This is a genomic window from Streptomyces guryensis, assembly GCF_021261325.1.
Lineage (GTDB): Bacteria > Actinomycetota > Actinomycetes > Streptomycetales > Streptomycetaceae > Streptomyces > Streptomyces guryensis.
The window spans coordinates 1-12010 of sequence record NZ_JAJSBI010000052.1 but is presented as its reverse complement, the minus strand read 5'-3'; the positions used below and the strand labels follow the sequence as shown (position 1 = coordinate 12010).

7 protein-coding genes are annotated in these 12010 nt (G+C 69.5%); 6 read left to right on the top strand and 1 reads right to left on the bottom strand.

Features of this window, described 5'->3' with window-relative positions:
* Nucleotides 1–11: 11 nt before the first annotated feature.
* From LJ657_RS47010 to araD, 5 genes are all read left to right on the top strand, one after another.
* Nucleotides 12–2159 carry a beta-galactosidase gene (locus LJ657_RS47010; protein ID WP_232655873.1) on the top strand — a complete coding sequence of 716 codons (2148 nt, stop codon included), beginning with the start codon at nucleotides 12–14 and terminating at the stop codon, nucleotides 2157–2159.
* Nucleotides 2160–2266: 107 nt separating this feature from the next.
* Entirely contained in the window at nucleotides 2267–4078 is a 1812-nt protein-coding gene (locus LJ657_RS47005; protein ID WP_232655872.1) for an RICIN domain-containing protein, read from the top strand.
* Nucleotides 4079–4196: 118 nt separating this feature from the next.
* Nucleotides 4197–5885 (top strand): ribulokinase, encoded by a 1689-nt coding sequence (araB, locus tag LJ657_RS47000; RefSeq protein WP_232655871.1) that lies wholly within the window; start codon nucleotides 4197–4199, stop codon nucleotides 5883–5885.
* A gap of 22 nt (nucleotides 5886–5907) precedes the next feature.
* Nucleotides 5908–7425: an L-arabinose isomerase gene (gene araA / locus LJ657_RS46995; protein WP_232655870.1), complete on the top strand. Its 1518-nt coding sequence runs from the start codon at nucleotides 5908–5910 to the stop codon at nucleotides 7423–7425.
* Between the two features lie 31 nt (nucleotides 7426–7456).
* The gene (gene araD, locus LJ657_RS46990) at nucleotides 7457–8179 is read left to right on the top strand and encodes an L-ribulose-5-phosphate 4-epimerase AraD (RefSeq protein ID WP_232655869.1); all 723 of its coding nucleotides are present in this window, start codon (nucleotides 7457–7459) and stop codon (nucleotides 8177–8179) included.
* 475 nt (nucleotides 8180–8654) lie between these two features.
* Here araD and LJ657_RS46985 read toward each other — a convergent pair whose 3' ends face one another.
* On the bottom strand, nucleotides 8655–10244 hold the full coding sequence (locus tag LJ657_RS46985) for a serine/threonine-protein kinase (RefSeq protein WP_232655868.1): 1590 nt from the start codon (nucleotides 10242–10244) through the stop codon (nucleotides 8655–8657).
* 1157 nt (nucleotides 10245–11401) lie between these two features.
* Between LJ657_RS46985 and LJ657_RS46980 the strand changes: the two genes are divergently transcribed.
* Nucleotides 11402–11890, top strand: a complete 489-nt coding sequence (locus LJ657_RS46980) for a GNAT family N-acetyltransferase (RefSeq protein ID WP_232655867.1) — start codon at nucleotides 11402–11404, stop codon at nucleotides 11888–11890.
* Nucleotides 11891–12010 lie beyond the last annotated feature (120 nt).

The window sequence follows — 12010 nt, the reverse complement described above, 5'->3', positions numbered from 1 at the left end:
GAGGTTCCCCCATGGCGGTTCTGCCCGCCCGCGTCCTCTTCGGTGCCGCGTACTACCACGAGTACACGCCCGCCTACGACCCCGAACTGCGGCCCGACGAACGGCTGAAGACCGACCTGGACCTGATGGCCGAGGCCAACTTCACCGTGATCCGGGTCGGTGAGTCGGTCTGGTCCACCTGGGAGCCCGAGAACGGCCGCTTCGACCTCGACTGGCTCCAGCCGGTCCTCGACGGCGCCCATGAGCGCGGCATCTCCGTCATTCTCGGCACCCCCACCTACGCGGTGCCGCCGTGGCTGGCCCGCCAGTACCCGGAGATCACGGGGGAGCGGCGGACCGGCGAGCGCATCGGCTGGGGCGCCCGGCAGGAGGTGGACTTCACCCACCCGGCGTTCCGTTTCCACGCCGAGCGGATCATCCGCAAGATCGTCGCCCGGTACGCCGACCACCCGGCCGTCATCGGCTGGCAGGTCGACAACGAACCGGGCCTGCACCTCTTCCACAACCGCGGTGTCTTCCAGCGCTTCGTCGACCACCTGCGCGACAGGTACGGCGACGTCGAGACCCTCAACCGCGAGTGGGGCCTGGTCTACTGGTCGCACCGGCTGTCCGACTGGTCCGACCTGTGGACCCCGGACGGCAACGAACAGCCCCAATACGACGTCGCCTGGCGCGAGTTCCAGGCCCGGCAGGTCACCGAGTTCATCGGCTGGCAGGCCGACATCGTCCGCGAGTACGCAAGCTCCGAACACTTCGTCACCACCTGCATCTCCTACACACGGCAGGGCGTGGCGGACGACGAACTGGCCGCGCCGCTCGACATCGCCTCCGGCAACCCGTACTACGACATGCAGGACGGCCTCCTGCTGCCCGACCCCACACCCGACGACCACGAGCAGATCTGGAAGACCACCGGCCTCTGGTCGATGTACCAGACCGCGGACTGGATGTACTCCTCCCGCCAGGAGCCGTTCCTGGTCACCGAGACCAACGCGAGTTCCATCGGCTTCGCGTGGGACAACCGGCCCGGCTACGACGGCCAGTGGCGCCAGACGGCGTGGGCGCACGTGGCCCGCGGCGCGCGGATGATCGAGTACTGGCAGTGGCAGACCCTGCGCTTCGGCGCCGAGACCTACTGGGGCGGTGTCCTGCCGCACAGCGGGCAGCCCGGCCGCACCTACGCCGAGATCGCGCGCCTGGGCGCCGAGTTCGACAAGGCCGGTCCGCTCGTCGCGGGGCTCGAACCCGACGCCGACATCACGATGGTCTACTCGATGCCGAGCAAGTGGCTGATGCAGAAGTACCCACCGCTGGCCAAGCCGAACGGCGAACCCGACCCCGCCGCCTACCACCGCATCTTCGACCCCTTCTACCGGGGCGCCTTCGACGCCGGCCGGCAGGTACGCATCGTGCATGTCGCGCAACTGGTCGAGGACACGGCACCGGAGGAGGCCGCGCGCCGCCACCCGGTCCTGGTCGTACCGGCGCTGTACATCACCACCGACGCCGCCCTCGACTGGCTCACCTCCTACGCCCGGGCCGGCGGCCACCTCGTCCTGGGCCCGCGCACCGGATACGCCGACCACGAGGCCCGCGCCCGGATCGAAAGGGCCCCCGGCCGTCTCGCCGAGGCGGCGGGTGTGCACTACGACGAGTTCAGCAACCTGGTGGGGGCCGTGCCCGTCCGCGGTGTGGACGGCGGCCCGCTCGACGTGCCCGCCGACGCGACGGCGACGCACTGGCTCGAAGGCCTCACCCCGGTCGACGCCGAGACGCTGGCCTCCTACGAGCACCCGCACTTCGGGCGCTGGCCCGCCGTCACCACCCGCGAACACGGCGCCGGACATGTCACCTGCGTGGGCACGGTCCCCGGCCGTGACCTCGCCCGTTCACTGGCCGCCTGGATGGCACCGGAGCCGCGCGGGGGATGGCGGGACCTGCCCGGGACCGTGACCGCCACGACGGGGACCTCGCCGGACGGACGTCACGTGCACGTCGTCCACAACTGGAGCTGGGAGCCGACGCGGGTCCCGGCCCCGGTCGCCCTCACCGACGTCCTGAGCGGCGACGCCGTACCAACCGGTGCGGAGGTGGACCTGGGCCCGTGGGACGTCCGCGTCCTCGTCGCCGAACACGACGGCACCGGCCCGGAGGTCTGAGCAGGCGTCCGTCTCTGACCGGGTCACCGGGCGGCCCCACAGCGCAGTGCACCGTCCCGGTGACCAAAGCCCCCCGCATCACCGTGATTGTTCTTGAAGGAGGAGTTATGCGGAGAAGAACCCTGGGCAGGGCGCTGGGCACCTTCGGCGCGGCGGCCGCGCTGCTGGCCGTCCCCGCGTCCGGTGCACAGGCGTACAACCCGACGGGCGGGATCCTCTACCAGCTCGGCAGTGACGCGTGCCTGAAGGGGCGAGGCAACTGCGCGGTCTACCCGAAGACGGCCCAGCTGCCGAGTGGGCGGCTGGTGGCGTCGTTCGAGAAGTCCACCGTCGTGGCGAAGTCCGGCAGTGCCGACGGGCAGACCCTGCCGGTCTACAAGAGCGACGACGACGGGACGAGCTGGCAGCCACTGTCCGAGGTCAAGGCGCCGGCGTACCTCTCCAAGGACCCCAAGTACGCCCGGTACACCAGCAACTGGACCAACCCGTACCTCTACGTGCTCCCGCGGAGCGTCGGCGGGCTGAAGGCCGGCACGCTGCTGCTGGCGAGTGTCGTCTCCGGTGACGACTACTACTACAAGGAGCACAAGGCGGCCGACCCGAACTGGACCCCGTCCAATGACGGCGACCGCAGCGACCTGGCGATCGCCCTGTACGCCAGCACCGACCAGGGCGGCAGTTGGAAGGTCCTCAACGTCGTCGCCACCGGAGGATGGCAGGGCGGCAGTGCGGGCGCGGTGGGGCAGAACATCGCCGCCGCCAACATGAACAAGCAGGTGGACCCGCTCTGGGAGCCCTACCTGATGGTCTACAAGGGCAAGCTGGTCTGCTACTACTCCGACGAGAACGACTACGTCGGCTTCGACCCGGTCACCGGCGTCCCGACGAAGGACCCCGCGAACGACACGGCCACCGACTCGCACGGCCAGATCCTCGTGCACCGGACCTGGGACGGCGAGAACACCGGCTGGAGCGACCCCGTCGTCGACATCTCCGGGTCCGTCCAGGACATGGGCGGCGGCAAGACCGAGATCGGCGGCGGCCGGCCCGGCATGACCAACGTCGTCCCCACCACGGACGGCAGGTGGATGATCACCTTCGAGTACTGGGGCGGCGGGGCCAACACCCGGTACGCCATCGCCGACGACCCGCTGAAGTTCTTCCGCGGCACCCAGACCGGTATGTCGGTCGGCTCCCTCCCGGTCGTCGCCGGCTCCCGCCCGCTCGCCGGCGGCGGCAGCCCGGTCCTCGTCCGGCTGCCCGACGGCCGTCTCGTCTACAACGCGTCGAACAGCGGCGACGTCTGGGTCAACGAGAGCGGACGCAGCGACGGCGTGTGGACGGAGTACCAGACGACCTCGCCGGCCGGCTACAGCCGCAACCTCCAGTACGTCGACGGCACCGGCCGCATAGCGATCCTCAACAACCAGGGCACGTCCACGATCGCCTACGCCGAGGTCGACCTCGGTGACTCGGCCGGTACCTACTACCGGCTGGTCAACCGCAAGACCGGACAGGTGATCGGCACCGGCAACAAGACCAACGACGCCAACCTCGGCAACGGGGACACGCCGGACGTGGCCCTGGAGGACTCCGGCGCGGCGGCCGACCCGGACACCCAGCAATGGCACGTCGTGACCGAGCCGAACGGCGGGGCGACCCTCCTGAACAGGTCGGGCGGCCGGGCGGCGGCGATCTGGACGGGCAACGCCACGGTCGGTCAGCGCATCGGCCAGTGGGTCGACAACAGTGCTACGGGCAGCTGGAACCTCGTCAAGACCTCCGACGGCTACTACAGGCTCCAGGCAGCCAAGAACACGAGCCTCTACCTGAGCGGGGCGTCGGCGGGAGCGCCGCTGACCCTTCAGAACGCGGCCGACGACGGGTCGCAGGACTGGAAGCTCGTCACAGGTCGCTAGGCCGGCGGTCGGGGCCCGGCGACAACGCCGGGCTCCGGCCGGCCCTCGTCCAGGGGCGCACCCTACGCCCGCCCGCAGACCCGAACAGCAGGCGAGATACCGAACAGAAAGCGGTGTGATGGTCAACACCGAGAACAGCCCACAGACCAGTCCCGAGACCTACGTCAACGGGGTCGACTACGGAACGCTCTCCGGACGGGCCGTGGTGGTCCGTGTCGCCGACGGTGCCGAACTGGCCGTCGCCGAGCACCTCTACACCCACGCCGTCCTGGACCGGGCGCTGCCAGACGGGACGCCGCTGCCGCCCGACTGGGCGCTTCAGGTGCCCTCCGACTACATCGACGTCCTGCGCATCGCCGTACCCGAGGCCCTGGCGCGCTCCGGTGTGCGGCCGGAGCAGGTCATCGGCATCGGCACGGACTTCACCGCCTGCACGATGCTGCCGGTGCTCGCCGACGGAACGCCGCTGTGCGAACTGCCCGAGTACACCGCCCGTCCGCACGCCTACGTCAAGCTGTGGCGCCACCACGCGGCCCAGGCGCAGGCCGACCGGATCACCACTCTTGCCGCGGAGCGCAGGGAGCCGTGGCTGAAGCGGTACGGCGGGAAGATCTCCTCGGAGTGGGAGTTCGCCAAGGGGTTGCAGCTGCTGGAGGAGGACCCTGAGCTCTACGCCCTCGCCGACCGCTGGCTGGAGGCGGCGGACTGGATCGTGTGGCGACTGTCCGGCACGTACGTCCGCAACGCCTGCACGGCCGGTTACAAGGGCCAGTACCAGGACGGCACTTACCCGTCCCGCGAGTATCTGGCCGCGCTCAACCCCGGCTTCGCCGACTTCGTGACGGACAAGCTGGAGCACCCGATCGGTCAACTCGGCGCCCGTGCGGGGGGGTTGACGGCCGAGGCGGCGGCCTGGACCGGCCTGCCGGAAGGGATCGCGGTGTGCGTGGGCAATGTCGACGCGCATGTGACGGCGCCCGCCGCCACCGCGGTGGAGCCGGGCCGGATGGTGGCCATCATGGGCACCTCGACCTGCCATGTGATGAGCTCCGACCAGTGGGCCGAGGTGCCCGGGATGTGCGGGGTCGTCGACGGCGGCATCCTGCCGGGGCTGTGGGGTTACGAGGCCGGACAGAGCGGCGTCGGCGACATCTTCGGCTGGTTCGTGCGCACCGGCTTCCCCGTCGCTCATGCCGAGGAAGCCGCGGCCCTGGGACGTGACCCGCACGAGCACCTGACCGCCCTGGCGGCCGAACAGGCCATCGGGGAGCACGGGTTGATCGCCCTGGACTGGCACAGCGGCAACCGCTCCGTCCTGGTCGACCACGACCTCAGCGGCGTGATCGTGGGGCTCACGCTGTCGACCCGCCCGGAGGACGTCTACCGGGCGCTGCTGGAGGCCACCGCCTTCGGCACCCGCACCATCATCGAGGCCTTCGAGTCGTCCGGGGTGCCGGTCGACGAGCTGATCATCGCGGGCGGGCTGACGAAGAACGCCCTGCTGATGCAGATCTACGCCGACGTCACCCGTCGACCCCTCGGTGTCATCGACTCCGCGCAGGGGCCGGCGCTGGGTGCGGCGATGCACGCGGCGGTCGCGGCGGGCGCGTATGCGGACATCCGGGCCGCCGCCCAGGCCATGGGCAAGGCGCGTGCGGGCGTCTATCTTCCCGACCCCGAGCGGGCCGCCGCCTACGACCGCCTGTACGCCGAATACCGGCTGCTGCACGACTACTTCGGCCGCGGCACGAACGACGTCATGCACCGCCTGCGCGCTCTGCGCGCCGAGGCCTCCGCCTCTTCCTGATCTTCCCGAAAGGAAAACCCTCATGGAAACGAAGACCACGCCCTACCCCGACCACGAGATCTGGTTTCTCACCGGCAGCCAGGGCCTGTACGGCGACGACGTCCTGCGGCAGGTGGCGGACCAGTCGCGGAGCATCTCCGAGAGCCTCGGGCAGCCCGGCAAGGTTCCGGTGCGGATCGTGTGGAAGCCCGTCCTCACCGACGCCGAGGCGATCCGCCGGATCTGCCAGGAGGCCAGTGCCTCCGACACCTGCGTCGGTGTGATCGCGTGGATGCACACCTTCTCCCCGGCGAAGATGTGGATCGGCGGACTGAGCACCCTCGACCGGCCGTTGCTGCACCTGCACACCCAGTACAACCTGTCGCTGCCCTGGCCGAGCATCGACATGGACTTCATGAACCTCAACCAGGCCGCCCACGGCGACCGCGAGTTCGGCCACATCGAATCGCGGGTCGGCATCGACCGCAAGATCGTCGCCGGTCACGCCACCGACCCGCGGGTCGTACGCCGCGTGGCAGCCTGGGCGCGGGCCGCTGTCGGCCGTCAGACGTCGCGCACGCTGCGTCTGGCACGCTTCGGCGACAACATGCGCGACGTGGCGGTCACCGAGGGCGACAAGGTCGAGGCCCAGCTGCGGTTCGGCTTCTCCGTGAACACCTACGGGGTCAACGACCTGGTCGCCGTGGTCGACGCCGTCGAGGACGAGGCGGCGGCGGAACTGGCGGACGAATACGTCGAGTCGTACGACGTCGTTCCCGCCCTGCGCCCCGGCGGCATCCGCCACGACTCCCTCCTCTACGCAGCGCGCCAGGAACTCGGCCTGCGCACCTTCCTCACCGAAGGCGGCTTCACCGCCTTCACCACCAACTTCGAGGACCTCGGCGGCCTGCGTCAGCTCCCTGGCATCGCCGTGCAGCGGCTGATGGCCGACGGCTACGGCTTCGGCGGCGAGGGCGACTGGAAGACCTCGGCACTGTTGCGCACCATGAAGGTGATGGGCCAGGGACTGCCCGGCGGCACCAGCTTCATGGAGGACTACACCTACCACCTCGGCCCCGGCAGCCCCCGCGTTCTCGGCGCGCACATGCTGGAGGTCTGCCCCTCGGTGGCCGCCGCCCGCCCGAGCTGCGAGATCCACCCGCTGTCCATCGGCGGCCGCGAGGACCCCGTCCGCCTCGTCTTCAACGCGGCCGAGGGCCCCGCCGTGGTCGTCGGCCTCTCCGACCTCGGTGACCGCTTCCGGCTGACCGCCAACGCCGTGGACGTCATATCGCCCAGCGAGCCGCTGCACCGCCTCCCCGTGGCCCGAGCCGTGTGGAAGCCGCGTCCTTCGCTCGCGGAGTCGGCGGAGAACTGGCTGCTGGCCGGCGCCCCGCATCACACGGTGCTCAGCTCGGCCGTCGACCTCGAGACGCTGACCGACTACGCGGCCATGACCGGCGTCGAACTGCTCACCATCGACGAGAACACCACCACCGGACAGTTCGCCAAGGAAGTCCGTTGGAACGCCGCCTACCACCGCCTCGCCCAGGCGCTGTGACCGCCACGAACCGGATCGGAGAAGACAAGCGATGACCGTACGAGTTCGCGACGGCCTGCGACAGGAGGTCCTCGACGCCAACCTGGCCATTCCTCAGGTCGGCCTGGCGACGCTGACCTGGGGCAACGTCAGTGGGGTCGACCGGGAAGCAGGGCTGTTCGTCATCAAGCCCTCCGGAGTTCCCTACGAGGACCTCACGATCGACCACCTGGTGACCGTGCGGCTGTTCGACGGCGCCGTCGTCGACGGCGATCTGCGACCCTCCACCGACACCGAGACCCACCGCTGCCTGTATGCGGCCTTCCCCTCCATCGGCGGGGTCACCCACACCCACTCCACCCACGCCGTCGCCTTCGCCCAGGCCCGGCGGGACATCCCGGTGCTGGGCACCACCCACGCCGACACCTTCAACGGCCCGATCTCCTGCACCCCCGACCTCACCCCGGCGCAGTGCGCGACGGACTACGAGTACAACACCGGCCGCGTCATCGTGGACATGCTCAGAACTGACCGGAAGGCGGTAGAGGTCCCCGCCGCGCTGGTCGCCGGACACGGCCCCTTCACCTGGGGGGCCACCGCCCGTAAGTCCCTGGAACACTCGATCATCTGCGAGTCGGTCGCCGAGATCGCCCTGCACACCCTGTCCCTGTCCCCGGCGTCTCCGCCGCCCCCGCACCTCCTCGCCCGCCACTACACCGGCAAACACGGCCCCGACGCGTATTACGGCAACCCGATGTCGAAGACCGCCGGGTGAGAGGTTCGATTACGTCAGACGTGGGGGTGGGCCGTCCATGGACGGCCCACCCCCGGTCGTGTTGCTCACTGCGCGCTCAGCTCGCGGACGCCTGTCCTGCCGGTGCGAACAGGCGCTCGTACTCCTCGCGTTGCGGGTGCTTGGGGAAGCGGCCGCCCTGCATGATGCGGGTGATCCGGTCGCGCTCACCACCCAACACTGGATCGTGTCGACCCGCGGCCGTTCCTCCATGCCGGCCTCATCCCGATGCCAGAGCAAACACCCGGATCAGGCCGAATCCCCGGCGGAGGACTCTGTGCATGAAGCCGGAGTGCGCCGACGTACTCGGCGAGGCCCGCTGCGCGCTGCCACCCACCTTCGCCAAGCTGCCCGCCGGAGTCGACCGTGCACCCGGCCTCCACCTTCGACAACCTCGCGCTCGGCTGGTGCACGGTGATGCCGGAACGGCCGGCCGCAATCTGTCGCCTGCGTCGGGTCAGCCACTGACGTGGATATCGGCCGCCACAATGGCGCCGTTGCGCACGGTGTATGTGCCGGAGAAGTAGCGGTGGGTGCCGTCCGTCTGCGTGGCGTCGAGATTGATCCCTACGGAGTCGCCCGTGACGGAGGTGATCGTGGCTGACTCATCGGCCGTACCTTCGAAGGAGTTCCTGAAGGATTCGTACGATCCCCGCTGAAGGTTCTTGCCGCCGAGTTCCCAAGCATGCTTGTAGTCACCGGCGTTGAGGGCGTCGAAATAGGCCGTTACGACGGCCCCCGGGCCGCTCGCGGCTGGAGGAAGCGATGGTACGGAGCTCGCCGGTGTCGGTGGCGAGCTCGCCGGTGTCGGTAGGGAGCTCGCCGACGTCGGTGGGGAGCTCGCGGACGTCGACGTGCGGCTCGGGGATTGCCTCGTGGGCAGCGACGAGGGAGTGTCGGTGACGGCCGACGCTTTGGACTGCGGGGCCGGCGGGGTTCCAGTTCTGGAGGTGAGCGCCCAGACCAACCCTCCGATGAGCACAGTCACCAGTACGACGGCGAGCACGACCAGCAGCCTGATGCGGCGACCGGGTTGGGTGCGTGGGGGTTCCGGAGGCAAGTACGTGACGGCTGAAGCCGTGTCCTCGTGGTTTGGCGGCAGGGGCGTCGATTCCAACGGTGTTGCGGACTGGCCGGCGGGCGCTTCAGCTGTGGGTGAAGCGCCCTGAGGAGGAATCACCTCGGTCGCGGGATGTGCTGCTTGTGGGGCTGCCGCCCCCGCTGCCACCTCCTCGAGCATGCGCTGCGCCTGACTTGCCGTGGGCCGCGCCTCCGGGTCCTTGCGGAGCAGCGCCTCGATGACGAAGGCCAGAGAGCCGGCGTGACGCGGTTCGGGCAGCGGGTCCGAGATCACGGCTTGTAGCGTGCTCAGAGTCGAACTGCGCCGGAACGGTGACTGGCCCTCGACTGCCGCGTACAACGTCGCACCCAAGGACCACAGATCCGAAGGTGGGCCCGGCCGATGGCCGGTGGCGCGCTCGGGGGCCAGGTAGTCGGGTGAGCCCACGATGTCGCCGGTGCGGGTGAGCCCCGGGGAGTTTTCGAAGAGCGCTATGCCGAAGTCAGTGAGTACGATCCTCCCGCTCCGTTCCAGTAGAACATTCGCCGGCTTGACGTCACGGTGCAGAATGCCGAGCTGATGCGCCTTGTCCAAAGCGGCCAGGACAGCCGCTCCGAACCGAGCGGCGTCCCGCGGCAGGAGGGTTCCCTCGGTGATGAGGATGTCCTCGAGCGATTGGCCGTCGATCAACTCCATGACGATCCAGGGGCTGTCACCTTCCTGCAGCACATCGAACACGGTGACCACACCTGGGTGTTTGATGCGTGCCGCAGCCCGCGCCTCCTGCTGCATCCGGGCATGCAAGACGGATCGTTCCTCTGGCGACAGGCCGCTCACTCTTACTTCCTTCACCGCGACTTCGCGGTCGAGCAACTCGTCGTGAGCTCGCCAGACCGTGCCCATCCCCCCGTGGCCCAACTGCTCGACCAGCCGGTACCGTCCCGCCAGCAGCCGCGGAGGGCTCGGGTCAGCAGGTGACTGATTCATGGCTTTCCCTGTCCGCGCCCAGTCCGGGCCATGCTGCGTGACGTGGAAGCAGCCTTACCAGGAGCCCGACAGCGTCAGGGCTGGGTTGACTCGGTCCTTGTCTCCGCCCCACCAGGGCACAGGTCAGATCTGTTGAATCCGGCAATATTGCGGCGACACTCCCGTGGGTCCCACCCGTGGGTCCAGCTCAGGAGTGGACTCCCCACCAGTGTCTCGCGTCCCCCGTTCACCAGCCAGCCGAGCCGCCCCGCGGTCCCGCCCGGATTGCCGCGTGGGCTGCAGCTGCACGGGCAGCGTACGGGGCTCACGGGGGCTGTTCTGCGCGCCGCCGCCGCTGACACTTGCCGGGGGTGCCCGCAGTGCCATGTTCCTCGCGAGCTGCCTGATGCTGGGCTTCGCAGGCATGGCCGACGCCGGACTGGCGCAGCGCGTGCCCTTCCCCGGACTGGCACGTCAACTCACATGGCACGGGCGTGACTTGCTGCAAATCGCACGGCAACGCGTCGCCCGGCAACAGGGGCTCCCGTGAAACAACCGTGCCGGCTCAGCCTGAGCGGGCGACCGATACGACGCCGATTCCCAGGAGCAGCCATGCGCGTCAGAAAGTGCCCGGCCTCGCTCTCCTCCTACTGGGCCCGTGGTCAACGGGGTTGGACCCGCACACACGAACGGACTCAGATGCGCAACGCGGTCAGCGAGACGTTGGCAGGCGCGCCCAGCTCGTCCGGACACGGACTGGCCGGGCGGTTCGGGCGAGCGCGTTGCTGCTGGGCTCATGCCGGAGCCCGCGCCGCTGGCGTTATTCCGCTCGGGGCCATAGTCGATGACCTGCACCGACGCGGAAGCGCGGACATCCGTGGTCCAGCCGCCGGGGCCGGCGGACACGTCCAGGATGATCCGTCTGACGAGGCGGGCTCGGAGGTTTCCCGTACCGGCTCGGCTTCGCCACGGCAGGCCCAGGGAGAGCAGCCGACCACCGCGCCGTCTCCAGTTCCTCCGCATCGGTTCGAGGCCGGCTGTTGTTGGAGGGCGGCCGATTCGGCGGCGGTGCCCTGGCCGATCGGGGGCCGAGCAGCTCCTGGGAGCGGTGCGGGAACGCCTGCCCGAGTAGCCGACCGGCCGCAGGAAGGCACTCCCCGGTGCGACATACTCTCCGGATGAGTTCACGCACTTCCCCGATCAGCCGGCCGATCACGATACGGCGGGCCGTCGCGCGGGATGCCAAACGGCTCACGCGGCTCGTGCGTGGCTCAGGCGCCTACGAGGGTAAGTACGCAGCCGCAGTCGCGGGCTACCGGGTAGGTCCTGATTACATCGAGGCCCACCGCGCCTTTGTGGCCGTCGGCGCCGACGAGCATGGAGGCCGGGTCCTCGGGTTCTACTCTCTCGTCCTCGCTCCACCGGAGCTCGACCTGCTGTTCGTTGCCGACGAAGCGCAAGGACGGGGTATTGGACGGCTGCTCGTGGCGCACATGCAGTCCGAGGCCCGTGCCGCCGGTATCGACCGTCTCAAGGTCGTGTCGCATGTTCCCGCCGAGGACTTCTATCACCGTGTTGGTGCGGTGCGGACCGGGACCGTGTTCGCGAACCCGCCCGCCGTGCCGTGGGACCGTCCCGAATTCGAGTTTCGCATTCCTTCGGAATGACCATCCCCTCGTAGCGTGGAGCCCGTGATTGCAGGGGAAGTTGGGATTCATGGGGTCCAAGAAGAAGCCGCCGTACGACGCTGAGTTCCGTGAGGGCGCGGTGCGCATCGTGGTCGAGAC

Coding starts and splice junctions, on each gene's coding strand:
- araA (WP_232655870.1), top strand. CDS start 5,908: ATGGAAACGAAGACCACGCCCTACCCCGACCACGAGATCTGGTTTCTC.
- LJ657_RS47005 (WP_232655872.1), top strand. CDS start 2,267: ATGCGGAGAAGAACCCTGGGCAGGGCGCTGGGCACCTTCGGCGCGGCG.
- LJ657_RS47010 (WP_232655873.1), top strand. CDS start 12: ATGGCGGTTCTGCCCGCCCGCGTCCTCTTCGGTGCCGCGTACTACCAC.
- araB (WP_232655871.1), top strand. CDS start 4,197: ATGGTCAACACCGAGAACAGCCCACAGACCAGTCCCGAGACCTACGTC.
- LJ657_RS46985 (WP_232655868.1), bottom strand. CDS start 10,244: ATGAATCAGTCACCTGCTGACCCGAGCCCTCCGCGGCTGCTGGCGGGA.
- araD (WP_232655869.1), top strand. CDS start 7,457: ATGACCGTACGAGTTCGCGACGGCCTGCGACAGGAGGTCCTCGACGCC.
- LJ657_RS46980 (WP_232655867.1), top strand. CDS start 11,402: ATGAGTTCACGCACTTCCCCGATCAGCCGGCCGATCACGATACGGCGG.